This is a genomic window from Rufibacter glacialis (genome assembly GCF_008271745.1).
In the GTDB taxonomy this organism is placed as follows: Bacteria; Bacteroidota; Bacteroidia; order Cytophagales; family Hymenobacteraceae; genus Nibribacter; species Nibribacter glacialis.
In genome coordinates this window covers 15,057-32,908 of sequence record NZ_VKKZ01000021.1, presented here as the reverse complement: position 1 = coordinate 32,908, position 17,852 = coordinate 15,057, and the positions used below count along the sequence as shown (strand labels likewise).

16 protein-coding genes are annotated in these 17,852 nt (G+C 53.9%); 5 read left to right on the top strand and 11 right to left on the bottom strand.

Translation table 11 applies throughout. The features are described from left to right. Positions 1-123: 123 nt before the first annotated feature. On the bottom strand, positions 124-1,086 hold the full coding sequence (locus FOE74_RS11840) for a YihY/virulence factor BrkB family protein (protein ID WP_149098835.1): 963 nt from the start codon (positions 1,084-1,086) through the stop codon (positions 124-126). A 144-nt stretch (positions 1,087-1,230) separates the two neighbouring features. On the opposite strand from FOE74_RS11840, the gene FOE74_RS11835 reads away from it, so the two are divergent. Then, positions 1,231-1,998 carry a hypothetical protein gene (locus tag FOE74_RS11835; protein WP_149098834.1) on the top strand — a complete coding sequence of 256 codons (768 nt, stop codon included), beginning with the start codon at positions 1,231-1,233 and terminating at the stop codon, positions 1,996-1,998. 271 nt (positions 1,999-2,269) lie between these two features. Here the strand turns inward: FOE74_RS11835 and FOE74_RS11830 are convergent, their stop codons facing one another. The 5 genes from FOE74_RS11830 to FOE74_RS11810 all read right to left on the bottom strand — a co-directional run bounded on the left by FOE74_RS11830 (position 2,270) and on the right by FOE74_RS11810 (position 7,082). Then, positions 2,270-3,709 carry a DUF4403 family protein gene (locus FOE74_RS11830; protein WP_149098833.1) on the bottom strand — a complete coding sequence of 480 codons (1,440 nt, stop codon included), beginning with the start codon at positions 3,707-3,709 and terminating at the stop codon, positions 2,270-2,272. Positions 3,710-3,788: 79 nt separating this feature from the next. Next, complete coding sequence (locus tag FOE74_RS11825; protein WP_225840788.1) at positions 3,789-4,121, bottom strand: thioredoxin family protein; 333 nt, start codon at positions 4,119-4,121, stop codon at positions 3,789-3,791. Positions 4,122-4,269: 148 nt separating this feature from the next. Next, on the bottom strand, positions 4,270-4,995 hold the full coding sequence (locus tag FOE74_RS11820; RefSeq protein WP_149098832.1) for a DUF3891 family protein: 726 nt from the start codon (positions 4,993-4,995) through the stop codon (positions 4,270-4,272). Between the two features lie 224 nt (positions 4,996-5,219). Beyond that, complete coding sequence (locus FOE74_RS11815) at positions 5,220-5,885, bottom strand: outer membrane beta-barrel protein (RefSeq protein WP_149098831.1); 666 nt, start codon at positions 5,883-5,885, stop codon at positions 5,220-5,222. A gap of 234 nt (positions 5,886-6,119) precedes the next feature. Continuing rightward, positions 6,120-7,082: an NAD-dependent epimerase/dehydratase family protein gene (locus FOE74_RS11810; protein WP_149098830.1), complete on the bottom strand. Its 963-nt coding sequence runs from the start codon at positions 7,080-7,082 to the stop codon at positions 6,120-6,122. Positions 7,083-7,288: 206 nt separating this feature from the next. On the opposite strand from FOE74_RS11810, the gene kbl reads away from it, so the two are divergent. The 3 genes from kbl (at position 7,289) to FOE74_RS11795 (ending at position 10,602) form a co-directional block, all read left to right on the top strand. Further along, positions 7,289-8,482, top strand: coding sequence for a glycine C-acetyltransferase (gene kbl, locus FOE74_RS11805; protein ID WP_149098829.1), 1,194 nt, complete (start codon positions 7,289-7,291; stop codon positions 8,480-8,482). A gap of 418 nt (positions 8,483-8,900) precedes the next feature. Next, on the top strand, positions 8,901-9,143 hold the full coding sequence (locus tag FOE74_RS11800) for a hypothetical protein (RefSeq protein WP_149098828.1): 243 nt from the start codon (positions 8,901-8,903) through the stop codon (positions 9,141-9,143). Between the two features lie 538 nt (positions 9,144-9,681). Beyond that, positions 9,682-10,602 (top strand): NYN domain-containing protein, encoded by a 921-nt coding sequence (locus FOE74_RS11795; RefSeq protein WP_149098827.1) that lies wholly within the window; start codon positions 9,682-9,684, stop codon positions 10,600-10,602. A 206-nt stretch (positions 10,603-10,808) separates the two neighbouring features. Here FOE74_RS11795 and FOE74_RS11790 read toward each other — a convergent pair whose 3' ends face one another. Both FOE74_RS11790 and FOE74_RS11785 read right to left on the bottom strand, forming a co-directional pair. Then, positions 10,809-12,125 carry an erythromycin esterase family protein gene (locus FOE74_RS11790; RefSeq protein ID WP_225840787.1) on the bottom strand — a complete coding sequence of 439 codons (1,317 nt, stop codon included), beginning with the start codon at positions 12,123-12,125 and terminating at the stop codon, positions 10,809-10,811. 216 nt (positions 12,126-12,341) lie between these two features. Next, a complete protein-coding gene (locus FOE74_RS11785; protein ID WP_149098826.1) occupies positions 12,342-13,055 on the bottom strand; it encodes a 3'-5' exonuclease in 714 nt (237 codons plus the stop codon). Positions 13,056-13,195: 140 nt separating this feature from the next. Here FOE74_RS11785 and FOE74_RS11780 point away from each other — a divergent pair, with 140 nt between their 5' ends. Next, positions 13,196-14,647 carry a phytoene desaturase family protein gene (locus FOE74_RS11780; RefSeq protein ID WP_149098825.1) on the top strand — a complete coding sequence of 484 codons (1,452 nt, stop codon included), beginning with the start codon at positions 13,196-13,198 and terminating at the stop codon, positions 14,645-14,647. A 185-nt stretch (positions 14,648-14,832) separates the two neighbouring features. Here the strand turns inward: FOE74_RS11780 and FOE74_RS11775 are convergent, their stop codons facing one another. From FOE74_RS11775 to folP, 3 genes are all read right to left on the bottom strand, one after another. Further along, positions 14,833-15,780 carry a serine hydrolase gene (locus FOE74_RS11775; protein WP_225840786.1) on the bottom strand — a complete coding sequence of 316 codons (948 nt, stop codon included), beginning with the start codon at positions 15,778-15,780 and terminating at the stop codon, positions 14,833-14,835. Positions 15,781-16,149: 369 nt separating this feature from the next. Next, positions 16,150-16,980 (bottom strand): diadenylate cyclase CdaA, encoded by an 831-nt coding sequence (cdaA, locus tag FOE74_RS11770; RefSeq protein ID WP_149098824.1) that lies wholly within the window; start codon positions 16,978-16,980, stop codon positions 16,150-16,152. After that, positions 16,977-17,840, bottom strand: a complete 864-nt coding sequence (gene folP / locus FOE74_RS11765; protein WP_225840785.1) for a dihydropteroate synthase — start codon at positions 17,838-17,840, stop codon at positions 16,977-16,979. The genes cdaA and folP overlap by 4 nt, the downstream gene beginning before the upstream one ends. Positions 17,841-17,852: the final 12 nt, after the last annotated feature.

The window sequence follows — 17,852 nt, the reverse complement described above, 5'->3', positions numbered from 1 at the left end:
GGCAGGAGAGGCAAGAAGTTGCCCCCAGCCAACGCATGAACGTAACTTCTGAAAAAGAAGAGGAAGGCGCGTTCTTGCGTAGGCCGTTTAGGGGCTGTTTCAGAGGAAATGTATGAAAGAGGGTTATTGCCTGAAACGCCCTTGCGCGGGTGGCCGGCCGGCCATGGCGTCATTGGATTCTTCAAAGGGAAGCTCCCGTACTTCTATGCGAACGGAGTTATGGTTGGGCTTCACGGGCTCGCCAAAGGTGTCTGCGTATTCCTGGGTGAGTTCAGCCCCAAAGAAGATGATGAGCGAGGAGTAATAGACCCATGAGAGCAGGATGACCATAGAGCCGGCTGCACCATATGAACTATTGAAGTCGCTCTGGCCTAGGTACCAACCAATGAGGTATTTGCCCAGCAGGAACAGGAACGCGGTGGCTGCGGCGCCTACCCACACATCGCGCCACCGGATAATGGCATCTGGCAGGTATTTGAAGATGAGGGCGAAAAGCAGGGTGATAAGGCCAAGTGACACCACCACGTCTAAGATGTAGATGAACACCACCGCCAGGTCAGGCAGCAGCCTCTCCATATAATCCGTGAGAATCCCAATCAAGGCGCTTACCAGTAAACTCACCAGCAGCAGAAACGAGATGCTCAAGATCATCCCGAAGGAAAGGACCCGGTCCATGACCAGTTTCATGATCCCGTTCTTGGCCTTGGTCTGCAGGTTCCAGACGTTGTTCAAGGACTCCTGCAAGGTGACAAAGATGGTGGTGCCGGCAAAGATCAGGGTGGCTATACCAATCCCGGTGGCCAGGGGGCTGGGGCCTTCCAGGTGCAGTTTGGTGATCATGGTCTGGATTTCAGCGGCGGCTTCAGAGCCCACCAGGCCTTTGATCTGGGCATAAAGCTGTCCGCTGACGGCTTTCTCCCCAAAGAAATAACCAGCTGACTGCACCACAATGAACAGAAGCGGAGGCAGAGAGAAAATAGTATTATAGGAAAGAGCTGCCGCCAGCCGGAGGGAGTTGTTTTTCATGAACTCCGAGGCGGAATTGGTGATGAGGCCAAAAATGCCTTTGGTTGTGTATTTAGCCATTCGCTTAGCGTCTGTGTGTCTGGAAAGTATCTTCCTGTCAAACTACGCGAAGCGTTAGGCAATTGTTAATGTTTCCGGCCCTGGTAGTAGAAAGAGTTGGCTATTGTTTTGTACCTTAGGGGGATAGACGCCAACCCTTTGCCTATGAGACTGATCCTGTTCCTCTTGCTTTTCTCCGGCAGCCTGCTTTCCCTGAAGTGCCAGCAAAATGCCCCGGCCACCGAGAATTCCACAGCAGACCCCAAAGCGGCAGCCATTGCCCAGAACGTGATGGAAGCCCTGGGCGGCCAGGAAGGCTGGGACAATACCCGGTACCTGGCCTGGACTTTCAACAACCAATACCACGTCTGGGATAAGAAAACAAATGATTTGCGCTATGAGCGGGGCGATTCTCTGGTGGTCATCTATAACCTGGACAATAAGGAGGGGCAGGTGTTTCTGCGCGGCACCCAGGTCACAGACACGGCCACGGCCAACCCCATCCTGCGACGCATGTACCCTGCGTGGGCCAACAACTCCTACTGGCTTCTGATGCCCTACAAACTGCAAGACCCGGGGGTAACCTTGGCCTACGTAGGCGAAGGGAAAACCCAGGCGGGTGCTCCCGCCGAGATCCTGCAAATGACCTTCAGCAAGGTGGGCGTGACCCCAGAAAACAAATACCTGGTAGCGGTAGACAAACAAAGCAACCTGATCACAGAATGGAGCTATTTCTCCAAATACACCGATGATACCGCCACTTTCACCCGCCCCTGGACCAATTACCAGCGGTACGGCGACATCCTGCTCTCCTCAGGCCGCAGCACAGACCCGGCTGACCGCGTGAACATCCGTGACATTGCTGTGCCCGCCTCTTTGCCCGCCGAAGTATTCAAAAGCCCCACCCCTCTGGATAGAAGCCGGATTAAGTGATTGAATGATTGAGAGATTGAATGAGTGAGAGAAGGATGATTGAGTGGTGTAAGAAATGATTTTATAAGCTTTATAGGAGTGCGGACTTCGGCTTGCAGAGCACAATTCCATTTTCTCCCTGATTTTTAAAAAGGGAAGCAAAAGCACTCATTCAATCACTCACTCTCTCAATCATTCAATCTCTCACTCACTCATTTATTCAATCTATCACTCATTCACTCTCTCACTCATTCAATCTCTCAATCATTCAATCTCTCAATCTCTCAATCAATCATTGAAAAGAAAGCGAGAGTTGGCCAGAGGCCAGGAAAAGGGTGCGCAGCCCGTTGGGGGTCACCAGCAGCGTGTCTGGTTCCAGGGTGAAGGCAGAGCCCTTGAGCAGGATTCCTTCGTGCAGCTGGTTTTCCTGGAGGCCCTGGTTCAAGGAGGTCCTGATGGTGGCCAGCTGGCTCTTCACCGGAAACTCCATTTCTTTTTCCAGCTGCGCCCTGAATCTGTTCTGTAAAAGCCATTGGGCTGTGTTCAGGAGTTGGTCGCGGGTTTGGAGGGTGTATTCCAGGTTTTTCACCTTTACGCTCTGTGATTCTGAGTCATAGTAGGGAGTGGCCTGTAACCGCACGTTGCCCTCAAATTTCTTGGTCAGGAAGGCGGCCTTGGTAGAACCGCTCACGTTCAGATCCAGGAGAAGCTGCGTGCCTCTTCCCGTCAGGGCCACGTCATGCACGGTGAGCTGGTGCTTGCCCTCCTCAAACCGGAAGGTCTGGTTCTTCACCTCTTTCTGCAGCACCTGCGTGAGGTACGCGTAGGAAATATCACTGGCCACATGGAGTTGCGCCACGGGAGGAAGGGAGCGGGTAGGGGTGAATTCTGGCAGGGCAGCGCCCTGGGACAAGGCCGGTTTCTGGCCTGAGACCACCTTCACCAGGGCGTCAATGCCAATCTGCAGGCGTAAGCGGTCTTGCTGCAGTTCCAGCGGGGCCAGGCGCACGGCCTGCGGTTCTATGGAAAGCCAGGTGTTGTATTGGCTGTTGAGCTGCACCGGAACCTGTAGCTGTTGCCACGCCTGGCCCAGGTACGTCTGCAAAGGCACCCGTTTCTGGAGTTCCTGGTCCAGGAGCTGGAGCATGGGCGCCAGTTGGGCTTTTAGCCTGGGTTCAATAAACGGGGCCAGGTTCAGGTGCAACGGACCTAGCGAAAGGGTAGGCTTGCGGTTCCCCCAGATGAAATCCCCGGTGGTATAGCTTTTGAGGGTGTACCCGGGCAGGATCTGCATCCGGCTCTCGGTGCGCACGGTCACGTCAAACTCCGTTTCCTCGGTCTTCTGCAGCTTCTTGCACAGCTCGCAGGCGTTCCATTGCCATCGGCCTTTGGCCCAGATCCTGAGCGGGACCTCCATGTACAGTTTGCTGAACTCGGTGCGCAGGCGAATGGCCCCCAGCTTGGTCACCTTCACCATGAGGTCATCGTCTTCCAGGTTGTTGTCTTGGTACAGCACGCCGGTGAGTTCCTGGTTCAGGCGGGTTTCCAAGACGGAGACCGGCAGCGAGACCGGCAAGGTAATGGTGGAAAGAGGCAGGCTGGGCAACGGCGGGGCAGGTGCCGTGCTCTCAAGGCCAGTAGTGTCTGTTAACGTGGTGGTTTTTTGGCAAGCCAGGGGAGTGCACAGGGCTGCCAGAAGAACAGGAATGAAAAGAAAGTGCCGCCTCTGCATGCTGTAAAGGTAGTGATCCCTCTTGAAAAGGACCCTAATGGTTCTGGCAGCCTTTCTGCAAAAACAGCTCCAAAACAGGTTACTCCTGGCAGGAAACAAGCCGGTCCAGGTATTTGCGTACGTCTTCCTCAGAAGAAAGCAGGGCACAGTCGCGCAGGGTGCCTTTGAAGTAAATGGCAAAGAAAGGGGTGCCGGTGAGTTTCACTTCCTTGCTGGAAACAGGGTTCTCGGCGGCATCCATCTTCAGGAAAGTGATGTCTTGGTATTTAGGGTCTTCAGAAAAGGTGCTGAACGAAGGAGCCAGGGCTTTGCAGATCTGGCATTCTTCGTCTATGAACTTTACGATTACCCGTTCCTTCTCAAAAATGATTGAACGCAACTCTTTGTCAGAGGAAGTCTGAATGGCCATCATGTACTAAAAATTTACCTCAAACTATCCATAACGAGGGTCTTCAGCCAGAGGTTGAAAAAAATTGCCACATTGGTATAGCCCCACACCAAGAGATGAGGGTTCTTTCTTTCCCCTGGCTGCTGCGTAATTAAATGTGGTTCAGGTGGTTCTACGGCTGAAGAAGCCAGCTTTTCTGCTGGATGGGGGCCTGGGCCAGTGCCTGCGTCAGGGCCTGGTCAGATTTGAACTGGAGCTGCGTGAGGTAGCGGGCCTCCACGGTCAAGGTCACTTCCTGGTCCTGGAAGGGCCACGGAGACACCCGTACCGGACCGGCTTTCAGCTGGGTTACCTCGTACCTGATCTGGTCTGGCCCGTTGCTGATCTCCAGGGCGCGTTCCATTTCAGGCAGTTCGTTGCGGCAAAGGATAAGCGAGAAACGGTCACACCACTGCATGAAGTCATACGCGTACTGCGCCTGCGGTTTGGTCAGTTTCAAGCCCTGCCGCCACTTCTTCTGCCAGGAAAGCTGCTCGTCCAGAAAAGCGTCCCAGAGTTTCTTCTGCCCCCGCAGCTCCTCATAGAGAAAAGAGAGGTGCATGCTGGTGAGCAGGCTGCGCCACCGGCCCTGGAAACTGGCTTCCTTCATGACCTGCTGCGCCTGCTCCAGGTTAAACGGTACCTGGGTGAAATTGGCGGGCGCCCCGGCCGGCGTGAGCGCGTATCCATCGCTCAGGTCGCGCTGGCCGTCATCATGCTGGGCAATGGCGGCCAGAGTCTGCATGAAGTAGAGCGGACGCTTCTCAGGCTGCCACACGAAGCCTATCTCGGCCGCCAGTAAGGCGTGCGCCTGCTGGAAAATGATCTCCCAGCCTTTTTCATGGGGGTTAACTATCATAGCCGTATGTGTTCTGGGTACCGGTGCAGGAGGGAAGGGGCCTTGAACAGGGAAGTGTACGGTAGAACAGGACGAATGGGATTGGGTTTAAAGGTTGTTTTCTGAAAAAGAGCCTTAAATCCTTAGGTGCCTCTCCTGGTTTCTGACCTGAACCCACAGAAGACACAAAAAAGCCCAGCACACGTGTGGTATGCCGGGCTTCTGGTAAACAAACGTCTATCTATCTAGAACACGAAGCCCAAACGCAGGCCGCTGTTCACGCTAGACCCCAAACGGAAGAAGCCATTCTCACCTTCAAGGGTTCTAGTGGGTCCGGTAGAAGGTTTGATATCTACTTCGCCTTCGGTCCGGTACTGGATGCCCAACCCAAACTCCACGCCCAGGTACACATGCTTGGCAAAATAATAATCTGCGCCGGCTACCACACCTAAGCCCCACCCAAAGTAATTGCGGTTGGTGAGGTTGTTGCTGTTTCCTGAATTAGACCAGGCCCCTTCAATGTCCAGGTTGTCGCTTTCCTGACTTGAGTAAAGCTTGGTGATTCTGATCTCGCCGCCTACGTACGGTGAAAGCCGGTCTGTGCCCGCAAAGTGTTTCTCAATGCCAGGGGCAAACTGCAGAAGGGTAGAGGTCCGGTTGAAGTCATCGTTGAAATCATCGTTCTGCACCTCCATCGTGAATGAGGCCCGCACCGCCGTGGTTGGGCTCAGGAAATAGCGGCCGCGCAGTTGGTTCAGGCCCAGACCCACGGTGCTGCCATCGGTCAGGCTCAGCTGCACTTCTGCGGTTACCTCTCCGGCGGCAGGTTTGATGCCCCCGCCGTCCTGTGCCATGGCGGCAGAACCCAGGGTGAAACAGAAGGAGGCGGCAAGGAAAAATTTCTTAAGCATGTCTTATAAGAATAAAGGATAAAATAAGGTGAAGGAGCAATATTAGCGAAGTACTAGGTATTTGCCGCGGTCCTCCTTCTAAAAGTGTTGGCCCTATGGTATAAGTGATTGGCATTTAAGGAAGTATCTGTTCAAGTGTTTTCAGGCTTGTTTTCATCAAATGGGCCCAAAACAGAAAACCCCGGCCATTCCTTAGAACTGCCGGGGTTTAGCTTTCTTCCTGCTGCCGGATGTTTAGTTGTTGATCCGTTTCAGGTGCAGGAGCATGTCATCTGTCATGGTATCCAGGTCGTACTGCGGGCGCCAGCCCCAGTCCTGGCGGGCGGCCAGGTCATCAATGCTCTGCGGCCAGGAATCAGCGATCTGCTGGCGGCTGTCTGGGTCATAGGTGATGGCAAAGCTGGGGTAATGGCGCTGAATGCTGGTGGCAATCTCCTGTGGGGTGAAACTCATGGCTGCCAGGTTGTAGGAAGAGCGTACCTTCACCTGCTCTGCGGGGGCGTGCATGAGGTCCAGGGTGGCTTTGATGGCGTCTGGCATGTACATCATGGGCAGGCGGGTGTGCTCGCTCAGAAAGCACTTGTAGGTGCCGGTAGCCAGGGCTTGGTGGTAAATGTCCACGGCATAGTCAGTGGTGCCGCCGCCGGGCAGGGCTTTGTAGCCAATGAGACCCGGGTACCGCAGGCTGCGCACATCCAGGCCGTATTTGTTGAAGTAATACTCGCACCACCGCTCACCGGCCTGCTTGCTGATGCCGTACACGGTGTTAGGGTCCATGATGGTGTCTTGCGGGGTGTTCTGGCGGGGAGTGTTGGGCCCGAAGACCGCAATGGACGAGGGCCAGTACACGCGCTCTACTTTCTGCTCCAGGGCAAAGTCCAGCACGTTGAAAAGGCCGTCCATGTTCAGGCGCCAGGCGAACTTAGGGTTCTTCTCGCCGGTGGCGGAAAGAATAGCGGCCAGGTGGTAGATCTGCTTGAATTTATACCTTGTAGCCAATTCTGAAAGGTGCTGCGGCGTGAGCACGTCCACGATCTCAAAAGGCCCGCTCTCGCGCAGTTCGGCTTGTTTGGGGTATTGGATGTCGGCGGCTACCACGTGGGCATCACCGTATAACTTTCTCAGTTCAAGGGTGAGTTCTGAGCCTAGCTGACCGCAGGCTCCTATCACTAAAACGGCATTGGTCTTTTTTGTCATGCAGGGTGCTGTATAGGAAAACAAATGTACGTTTTTCATCCAGTCCAAAAAATATGGGGGACTGGTGAGGTTTTGTATCTTTGAAAGTAGAATACGCAGCGCGGCAGAAAAGGCATCAAAGCAGGCGACTTCCCGTTTAGGAGGTATTTCCGGCAAAAAGCCCTGAAACAGCGTACTTCCACAAGCAACAACTTTATCTAATTGATATGTACGAAACCTTAAAACCAGATTTAGAGCAGCAGTTAGCTGACATCAAAGCCAACGGCTTATATAAGAGTGAGCGCATCATTACCACGCCGCAGCACGCCGAGATCCAGACCCAGCAGACCGGTGAGGTGCTGAACTTCTGCGCGAACAACTATCTGGGGCTTTCCTCGCACCCTGCGGTGATTGAGGCTGCCAAGCGCACCATTGACACCCACGGCTACGGCATGAGCTCTGTGCGCTTTATCTGCGGTACCCAAGACATCCACAAGCAATTGGAGCAGAAGCTGGCTGAGTTCCTGGGCACTGAAGACACCATTCTGTACGCGGCCGCCTTTGACGCCAACGGCGGGGTGTTTGAGCCGTTGTTCGATGAGCAGAGCGCCATTATCTCAGACGCCCTGAACCACGCCTCCATCATTGACGGCATCAGGTTATGCAAGGCGCAGCGCTACCGGTATCAGCACAATGACATGGCAGATCTGGAAGCCAAATTGCAGGAAGCCCAGGGCGCCAAGCACCGCATCATTGTCACCGACGGGTCTTTCTCCATGGACGGCACCATTGCCCAGTTAGACAAAATCTGTGACTTAGCCGACCAATACCAGGCTCTGGTGCTGGTAGATGAGTCGCACTCCAGCGGCTTCATTGGCAAGACCGGCCGTGGCACGCATGAGTACCACAACGTGATGGGTCGCGTAGACATCATCACCGGAACCCTGGGCAAAGCCTTGGGAGGTGCCATGGGCGGCTTCACCACTGGCCGCAAGGAGATCATTGACATGCTGCGCCAGCGTTCGCGCCCGTACCTGTTCTCCAATTCCCTGGCCCCGGCCATTGTGGGCGGTTCCTTGGCAGTATTGGATTTGCTGAGCTCCACCACTGAACTGCGCGACCGCCTGGAGTGGAACACCAAGTACTTCAGAGAGAAGATGACGGCCGCTGGGTTTGACATCAGACCAGGCGTGCACCCTATTGTGCCGGTGATGCTGTATGAGGCCCAATTAGCCCAGGAGTTTGCCGCCCGCATGCTGGAGAAAGGCATTTACGTGATCGGGTTCTATTATCCGGTAGTCGCCAAAGGCGCCGCCCGTATCCGCGTGCAGCTTTCCGCTGACCATACCCAAGAGCATTTAGACCAGGCCATTCAAGCTTTCACTGAAGTAGGCAGAGAACTAGGCGTGTTGAAAGCCTAGCGTTTTCCCTTAACTTTTGGGAAAACACCTTTAAAAGGCCTGCTGTTGAAAAACGGCAGGCCTTTTCCCTTTTGGCAGGACCTCCTTTTTTATGGATGAGGAAGCATGGGTTGAGTCTGGGGAGGTTCCAGAAAAGGCCATCTATAGAAATCCTCTTTGGAAAAAGATCCCAAAGGTGAGTATGGAAGGCATAAGGGCCGACATGAATAGAAGGAGTGCTATTTTTTAGTCCACTTGAGAATAAAGCCTTAATCTGTAGAATCTTATAAGAAACGGCTAAATGGGGGCAGTAGAGAGATAATATTTATAAAATAGAACGTTCTTGTTGTAGATTAGCAATAAAATAAGGCTATGCTTCCTGTTTTTACAAATTTTTATACATGATGCCTGTAGAAGAACTACTGCTCAGGCTTTTGAGGTGATTGGAATTTTTCAATATCAGGGAGATATAAACAGGAATGAGAGTGATATAGTGTTTTTCCTAGAAGAACTGCTGGTGTTTGGCATCATAAAATACTGGATTAGAAAGAGAAAGAACGGGCAGGCAGGGGAAAGCAAGGCCTCTCTTATTGACGAGAGACCGGTTCTTTCTTTGATAGCGCCTGATGCAGCACTTCCTATTAAGGTTAGGCACCCAGCAGTGAGAAATAAAATAATCTAAATTCAAGAAGAGGAATTGGAGAGAGTAGTAAAGGAGAAATTTGTAAATAAAGAGGTTAAATCACCAGTAAACGTGTACTACTTCTTATCTGTAGAACGTTTATTAACTGTGGAAAATACCTATTTTAGGTTGTCAGCAAAATAATCATTCCCTACTTTTGTCCAGTGTTCTTTAAAGATTTGATAATAACCCCTTCTTTGAAAAACATATTTAGGCGAGGCCTGTTTTACTAAGGTGCTTGTGCTGCCACTCCGGCTATCTGTGCACCCACCCTGTGCAGGTAAGAAGAGTGAAATTAGAAAGTGGTTTCCCGATTGAATAAATGAAGGTATTTTTAAGATATAGCAGTTCGTTCCCCGTAGTTTCTATCCAATACTATATAGATAATTTTTCCTGCTCCGCTCACCTTGAAATCCCCTCTGCCTTTCGCTGCTTTTCTGATGTGATTCCCTCGCCTATTTTATTTTTGAGACCTATTGTGAAACTATAAAAGATTAAAGCTTGAGAAAAAAAACAGATAGACAAAAAATGTAAAAAGATGCAGGAAAAATTAGTGAGGATTGGTGTCTTCTATGACGGCAATTATTTCTTACAGGTCAGTAATTACTACGCCTACGGCCATCAGCGCAAACGTAGGATTAGTATCTCTGGCCTTCATGAGTTCATCCGGGAGCAGGTGGCAGAGGAAGAGGATGTAGATCCGCGCTTCTGCAGAATAGTAGATGCCCACTATTTCCGGGGAAGACTCAATGCCTATGAAGCCAGCCAACGCGGCGATACCCTTTACTGGGATCGGGTGTTTGACGACATCCTGATGTCTGAGGGCGTGACTACCCATTACCTTCCCGTGCGCACTACGCCGGAGGGGTATAAGCAGGAACGCGGAATAGACGTATGGTTAGCGTTGGAGGCGTTTGAACAGGCATTCTACAAACGATTTGATGTGTTGGTGCTGATCTCCTCAGACGGAGATTACGTGCCTATGGTGCGTAAAGTCAACACATTAGGGACTCGTATAATGGCGTTAACCTGGGAGTTTGAGTACACCACAGATAATGGACAGCGTATGACAACGCGCCCGTCTCAGGATCTGCTGGCCGAGGTGACGTACCCGATGGCGATGCACGGGATCATTGACCAGCGCATTGCCCAGAATGATGCTACCATTAACCGGCTGTTTGTGCAGCCCGACCAGAAGCGGCACGCCGTTGTCCAGGAACAAGTACAGGACGATGACGATGATGACACGCTGCCCATGGAAGGCCACGGTGAAGGGGAGATCATGAGCCTTAAAAACGGGTACGGCTTCATTAAATTCCCACCCAACAACCTCTTTTTCCACTTCACCAACGTGATCGACACAGACTTTAACGAGCTGCACGTGGGGGACCGGGTAGAATTTGAGATTGAGAAAGATGAAGAAGGCAACGACGTGGCCAAAAGCGTCAAACTTCTTTAGTAGCCTGACTAGCTGCTCTGGAAGAGAGTGAACAGAGGTGTGACAAAGCCTCTAAAACTGAAACAACAAAAACAACAAAAAAAGAAGGGGGAGCTGTAAGGCTCCCCCTTTTACTGAAACTTTTTCACTCCCTTGCCAAGGGGGGGGCCGTGGCCTTGGGTAGAAACCCAGCACTTGGCTTTCCGGGTCTAAAAGGTAAATTCGCTTTAGAGCGGCGACAAGGCAGTGGTCCTGTCAATGAACAGAAATGCGTCATAGCGGCGGGGCAAGACCGTGGGCACATAGTTGCCTCTTTCAGAAGAGGGGTTGTAGGTCACGCCAATGGCGCGGTGGCCGCGGGGTTTGAGGACCTCCTGGCTGTTCTGTAATTCCCGCATCAAGAGTAATTTGTTTTCGGCACTATGCCGGTGCAGGAGCGCCTCCCAACTGCCTGCCTGGGCCGGCGGAACCGTCATGGTTCTGGTAGCAGCCCCCCAAGAAGTAGCCGCCACCACCGTTCCTTCATAAGAACCAAACCCCACCAGATAGACTCCTTTCTGGGCGTGCTGCTCCCTGAGTAGCTGCCCAATGTTCACCGTGCCGCTGTTCACCATGTCAGTGTAGCGGGCATCGCCTACGTGGGTGTTATGGGCCCACACAATGATCTTAGCGCCGGGGCCCCGTTGCGCCACCAGCCGGTTCACCGTTTCCTGCATGTGCCGGTCCCGAAGGTTCCAGGAGGTGACGTTGCTGCGGAGCATCTGGTAATAATACCGTTCTGCGTTTACCGCTGCCAAGGCGTTCTGTTCGGCGTTAAAGGCTGCTTCATGGTTGGCCGGTTGCCTGGCCCGGTGCGCCTGCACCGCCTCTAGCAGCCGTTGCAGGGGTGGGGCGCAGGAAATGCCTTGGTCAGTGGCCTGGGCATACCGCTGCTCATCCTGGTTATAAGGCGCCAGACAGGCTTGGGCCTCCCGCGCCAGTTGGGCAATGGCAGGGTCAGCGGCCTCCATGTAGGCCCTTACCTCCTCCAGTGATTCCCACAGGCTGTACACGTCCATGCCATAGAAGCCCACCCTCTGGTTCTGGGTCAGCGTCTGGTTGTGCTGCCGAAGCCATTCAGAAAACCCAGCCACTTCCTGGTTTGCCCACATCCAGGTAGGCCACCGGCGAAAAGCCTGTAACGCCTGCTGGGCCGTGCCGCCCTGCCGGCCTTGAATGTACTGGTTCAGCGAATATGCCGCGGGCCAGTCTCCTTCCACGGCGATCAGGTTGAATCCTTTTTCCTGAATCAGCCTTTTAGATATATCGGCGCGCCAGGTATAGAATTCAGAGGTGCCGTGCGAGGCTTCCCCAAGCAGTACATACTGGCTGTTGCCGATTTCATTGAGCAGCAGGTCCAGGTCTTGGGTAGTACGCAGGGGGTGCACCGCCTGAGACAGAAACCCCGTTTCCTGCTCCATCTCTTCCAGCGTGTCTTCCTTAGAGGAGCAGGAAACCAACCACCCGGTCAAGAGAACCATCCATATCCACCGCATTCTTTCCATTTCCTTCTCCTTTTTCTAGCGAATAATAGATTTCGGGAAAGAGGAAATAATCAGGCATTTGCCTTATCTCCTTCTTCCCGAGTCTAGCTTAAACGATTATAGGTAAGGCAGGTAGGCGGAATTAATACCTGTTTTGAGAACGGGAAGTACCAAATAGCACCGGGTGAGGACGGAGAAGCGCTGGTTTTGCCTTCTTTTAAGAAAAAGCCCGGGTAATCAGGGCCGGGTTTGGTCTTCCTCCGGGAATTTCCCGGAATGCGGGAGCGTGACTTCCTGGGGCGATGGTGGCACGGGTGACGGGGAAAGGACTTCCGCCAGCGGAGGCAGCCAGAAGGGCGTGCCGTATCTGGGGTTCAACACCAGTTTGTTGCGCATATCGTCCAGGGGGCTTTCCTCATGGAGGCGGTGCAGCAGGTGCCAGGTGGCGGTGGCGTCTGGCAGGGCGCGGTGCCACCTGGTCAGCGGAATGCCATACACTTGGCACATGTCGGGGAGGCTGCGCGGGGAAGGCTGCCGCAACCGGCATACCGACAGCGTGTCCAGGAACGGGTGGTGCGCCGGGGGCAGCTTGAGACGGCGGTAGGTGCTGTACAGAAACCCCAGGTCAAACGGGGCGTTGTGGGCCACCACGGTGCTGTCACCGATGAATTCCCGCAGGATGGAGAAGGCAGTGCGTTCCTCCATGGCGTTGACCAGGTCTTCAGAGGTGATGCCGGTGATCTGGGTGATCTTCTGGGGAAGTTCGCCTTTCAGCTTGACCAACGTATGGAACCGGCCAATGATCTTACCGTAGGCGCTTTTGATGGCGGCTATCTCAATCACCCTTCCTTTGCTTCCGCTCACCCCGGTGGTCTCAAAATCAAGGGCCGTCACATTGCTCAGAATGGGCGTAAGCTGCGGGAAAAGCGGGAGAAAAGGCGCGTCTGACATAGAAAAAATGAGTAGCTTGTCTTTTCTATACGCAAGAACGGGAATCTGTTTTTAGGCATGTTTTGAAGAAAACAGGGTAAAGCATGAGGACGTGCTGCGTAGTTTAACAGGAAGAATCAGGAAACTAAAAATACAAGGGCGTGGGTTCAACTCAATATGATGCGGTGGTGGTAGGCTCTGGGCCTAACGGATTGGCGGCGGCTATTACCCTGCAGCAGGCCGGTTTGGAAGTGCTCCTGCTAGAAGGCAAAGATCAGATTGGCGGCGGTCTGCGTTCGCAGGAGTTAACGTTGCCGGGCTTTGTGCATGATGTGTGCTCGGCCATCCATCCGCTGGCGGCGGGCTCTCCCTTTTTCAAGACCCTGCCGCTGCAGGAGCACGGGCTGGAGTTCCTATATCCTCCGCTGTCGGCGGCTCACCCGTTTGACAACGGCACGGCCGCAGCCCTGGCGTGCTCCCTGGCAGAGACGGCGCAGGCGCTGGGGCAGGACCAGCAGGCGTACCTGAACCTGATGCAGCCTTTGGTGAAGAGCTGGCCAGGCATGGCCCCAGATGTGTTAGGGCCTTTGCGGGTTCCTAGTCACCCCATTGACATGGCGGCTTTCGGTCTGAACGCCCTTACCTCGGCTACCTTTCTGGCCAACCGGTTTAAGACCCAGGAAGCCCGCGGGTTGTGGGCAGGCATGGCGGCCCACTCCATCCAACCGCTGTCTAACCTCACTACTTCGGCCATTGGCCTGGTGTTGATGGCGGTAGGGCATTTGCAGGGCTGGCCCATTCCCAAGGGCGGGTCGCAGCAGATAGCGAACGCGCTGGCATCTTATTTCCAGAGTTTGGGCGGCAAGATAGAAACCGGGGAATACGTGACCTCGCTGGAGCAATTGCCCTCCAGCAAGGCCGTGCTGCTGGACGTGACTCCGAAGCAATTGTTGGAGATAGCCGAGGAGAAACTCTCGCCGCTCTACCGGAAGCAGTTGCACCGGTACCGTTACGGCATGGGGGTTTTCAAGATGGACTGGGCCTTGGACGGGCCTATTCCGTTTACTGCGCCAGAATGCCGGCAGGCCGGAACCATCCACCTGGGGAACACCCTGGAAGAGATAGCCGCCTCAGAGAAGGCCACGGCCACGGGGTACCATCCGGAGAAACCGTTTGTGTTGCTGGCGCAGCAGAGCCTGTTTGATCCAACCCGCGCCCCCAAAGGAAAGCATACCGCCTGGGCCTACTGCCACGTGCCCAACGGCTCCACGGTAGACATGACCCAGGCCATTGAAGGCCAGATAGAGCGTTTTGCGCCCGGTTTCAAAGATCTGATCCTGGAACGGCACACCATGAACACCGCCCAGATGCAGGCCCACAACCCCAACTACATCGGTGGTGACATCAACGGTGGCATCATTGATCTGGAGCAACTGTACACACGGCCGGTGGTGAGTTTGTCGCCGTACCAAACCTCCAGGAAAGGACTTTACCTCTGCTCCTCGTCCACGCCGCCGGGTGGAGGGGTGCACGGCATGTGCGGCTTCCATGCGGCCCGGCGGGCGCTGAAAGATATCTTCCACTTATCGGCCCCTGCTCTGTCTAAGGTATAAGCCAGGACCGCATTGAAATTCTTTTCACCAAAAAGCCTCCCTTTCTGCGCACTCTGCAGAAGGGGAGGCTTTTTGGTGCTTGATCGTTTCGCCGCTGGTTTGGATAAATCTGCTGTAAACGGAAAAACGTCTGCGGGTATGCCTGCCCGTTTAAAGCCTGTTTTCTGTAAAAGACACCGGAAGCGCTAGTATTTCTCTACTCCCGGGGCTGGTTTCCAGTCAGACTTAGGTTCGAAGTGGTTCCAGAGAGTTTTGGAGACGGCTCTGATGAGGTCGTAGCCCGCGTTGTGGTATTGCCAGCTCTCGTCTTTCTGGTTTTTGGTGATGATGCAGAACACGTAGTCGCCGTGCGGGGCGTTCACCAGCACCACCTCAGACCGCGACTGGTTCACGGCGCCCTGCTTGGAGGCCGTGTGCACGTAGGGCGGAATCTGGGAGAGCGCCACCTCATCCACGTAAATACGGCCCATGTTGCGGTACATGCGCTCGCTGGCCGCCGGGCTTACCGCTTTGCCCTCCCGGATCATGGTCACCAGCGTGGCCATCTCGCGCGGAGTGGTCTGGCCCCAGCCGTACTTGACCCAGTTGGGGCGGCGGCCCGGGGTGCGGGAATTCATTCTGGTGTGCTGGAAACCGTTTTTCTCCAACCAGGCATTGATGGCGGTGCCGGTGCCCGCCAGGTGCTGGAGCCAGAGGCTGGCCGTGTTGTCTGAGGTGGTGATGCTGAGCATCTGGATCTTGCCCAGGGCCACGGTAGAGCTGTCTTTGAAATTGCCTACCAGGTCTTCGCCGGCATAGTAGAGGGAATCGCGGTAGCGGAGGATGGTTTTGGGGTTCAGTTCGCCTTTCTCCATTTTGTCAAACACACCCACCATGATAGGCACCTTGATCATGCTGGCGGTAGGGAAGAGGGTGTCTGCGTTGATGGCCACCGTTTGGCCGGTTTTCAGGTGCCGCACGTAAATGCCCACGTCTCCCTGAAAGTCTTTGGTGAGGGCCTGTAGTTTTTGAGTCAGTTTCTGGTCTGTTTTCTCTTTTTTAGAAGATTGGGCGATAGAAGAAAAACTGAGGAGCAGGAGCAGGCAAGAAAACAGATAAGCGTGGCGGGTCATGTTCAAGGAGTTTAGCGGCATAAAGTACGAAGTTTTTGCCGATCTCCGGGTTTCGGGAGAGTTTTTAGAAAACAGGGGTAAAACGAGTGGCCGGACACATGGTTTCACTGCAAGGCAGCGAGGGTAGTCTGGAGACTACCCGGCATCAGTAGGCACGAGTTGCAAACTCGCGCCAGCGTTGGGGCAGCGTAGGCCTGCGTAAGAGTCAACAGAAAATGCGGAGAGGTTACCTGAAGACAAAATTTAGGATTTAAGTCAGGTAAAGGGCAGGTTAGGTAGGAAGCAGACATGGAATTTCCCGGATACTGGAAAGAGAAGTGACAACCAGAATCAATCAATCAATCAATCAATCAATCAATCAATCAATCAATCAATCAATCAATCAATCAATCAAGCGGCGGCTACTTTCTCTACTACCTTGGGCTCAATGTCAAAGAGGAAGTGGTTGAGCTTGGAGCGGAGGTCGGCGGCGGAAAGGTTGCGGAAAACTTCGCCGTTGCGCACCAGGGAGATCTGCCCGGTTTCTTCAGAGACCACTAATACCACGCTGTCAGTGACCTCTGAAAGGCCGATGGCGGCGCGGTGACGCAAGCCCATGGAGGCGGGTACGTTGTTGCTTTCGGTCACAGGCAGAATGCAGCGGGCTGCCTTGATGCGGTTGCCTTGGATGATGACAGCGCCGTCATGCAGAGGGCTGTTCTTGTTGAAGATGGAGATGAGCAGACGCTTGCTGACCATGGCGTCAATAGCGTCACCAGACTCGGCGAAGTAGCGGAGTTCAGAGCTTCGGGCGAAGACGATCAGGGCGCCGGTATTCTTGCCGGCCAGCGACTTGGCAGCCTCAATGAAAGGGGTGATGGAGAGTTTGTCTACGTTCTCTGACCGGCGCCACGGAAAGCTCTTGAACAGGCGCTCGTTGTTGAAGGCGGTGGTTTTGCCAATCATGAGCAGGAAACGCCTGATTTCGGGCTGGAATACGATAATGGCGGCCAAAACACCCACGCCCATGAATTGCCCCAGAATGATGGTGAGCAGTTCCATGCCGGCCGCCTTTACTACCAGGTAGAGCAGGTAGATGGATAAAAGGCCCAGGAAGATTTTCAGCGCCACGCTTCCCGTCAGGAGTTTGTAGAGCTGGTACAATAGTACCGTCACCAGCAAGACATCAATGATGTCCAGCCACTCTATCTCTAAAAACCCTATGGAAAACAATGGTATCACGCTGTCAGCATCTTTTTTGCAATCTTAATGGTATGGACCGCCTCCTTCACATCATGCACCCGCAGAATGTCTGCACCGTTCAGTAACGCCAGGGTGTTAGCAACAATTGTACCCGTGAGGGCTTCTTCTGGGCCTACTTTCAGAGGTTTGTAAGTCATAGACTTGCGCGATAGCCCAATGAGAAGGGGTAACCCAAACATCTCCAGTTCTTTAAGGCGGCGGAGCACCTGGTAATTCTGGTCTATATCTTTTGCGAAACCAAAGCCGGGGTCCAGCAGGATGTCTTTCACGCCTAATGCCCTGAGCTGCGCTACCCGTTCGGCAAAGAAAGAGACCATTTCCTCTACCAGGCCGTTGGGGTACTGGTTCTGGCTAGCCATGTCTTGGGGTGTGCCCCGCATGTGCATGAGCAGGTACGGGACCTGCAGCCGGCCAGCGGTAGCGAACATATCCTGGTCTAGCGTGCCCCCGGAAACATCATTGATCAGGTGCGCCCCGTGGCGTACCGCCGCTTCCGCTACCCGGGCCCTGAACGTGTCAATGGACAGCAGCGCCTCTGGATAGGCCTTAGACAGCGCCTCTATAATGGGTATTACGCGATTTAGCTCTTCCTGTTCCGTAACCTCGGGTGCCCCCGGCCTCGTAGAATAACCGCCAATGTCCAGGAAGGTGGCGCCTTCATTTAGCATTTTCCCGGCTTGGGCCACGGCTTGCTCCACGCTTTGCATACGGCTGTTGGCGTAGAAGGAATCTGGGGTGAAATTGAGGATACCCATTACCGCGGGTTGCTGCAGCAAGACGATTCTGCCGCCACAGTTGAGGGTAATCTTTTTGTAAAAAGGTGTATCTTTCGCCTTCAAATAGCCCGTTTT

Coding starts and splice junctions, on each gene's coding strand:
- FOE74_RS11840 (WP_149098835.1), bottom strand. CDS start 1,086: ATGGCTAAATACACAACCAAAGGCATTTTTGGCCTCATCACCAATTCC.
- FOE74_RS11835 (WP_149098834.1), top strand. CDS start 1,231: ATGAGACTGATCCTGTTCCTCTTGCTTTTCTCCGGCAGCCTGCTTTCC.
- FOE74_RS11830 (WP_149098833.1), bottom strand. CDS start 3,709: ATGCAGAGGCGGCACTTTCTTTTCATTCCTGTTCTTCTGGCAGCCCTG.
- FOE74_RS11825 (WP_225840788.1), bottom strand. CDS start 4,121: ATGATGGCCATTCAGACTTCCTCTGACAAAGAGTTGCGTTCAATCATT.
- FOE74_RS11820 (WP_149098832.1), bottom strand. CDS start 4,995: ATGATAGTTAACCCCCATGAAAAAGGCTGGGAGATCATTTTCCAGCAG.
- FOE74_RS11815 (WP_149098831.1), bottom strand. CDS start 5,885: ATGCTTAAGAAATTTTTCCTTGCCGCCTCCTTCTGTTTCACCCTGGGT.
- FOE74_RS11810 (WP_149098830.1), bottom strand. CDS start 7,082: ATGACAAAAAAGACCAATGCCGTTTTAGTGATAGGAGCCTGCGGTCAG.
- kbl (WP_149098829.1), top strand. CDS start 7,289: ATGTACGAAACCTTAAAACCAGATTTAGAGCAGCAGTTAGCTGACATC.
- FOE74_RS11795 (WP_149098827.1), top strand. CDS start 9,682: ATGCAGGAAAAATTAGTGAGGATTGGTGTCTTCTATGACGGCAATTAT.
- FOE74_RS11790 (WP_225840787.1), bottom strand. CDS start 12,125: ATGGAAAGAATGCGGTGGATATGGATGGTTCTCTTGACCGGGTGGTTG.
- FOE74_RS11785 (WP_149098826.1), bottom strand. CDS start 13,055: ATGTCAGACGCGCCTTTTCTCCCGCTTTTCCCGCAGCTTACGCCCATT.
- FOE74_RS11775 (WP_225840786.1), bottom strand. CDS start 15,780: ATGCCGCTAAACTCCTTGAACATGACCCGCCACGCTTATCTGTTTTCT.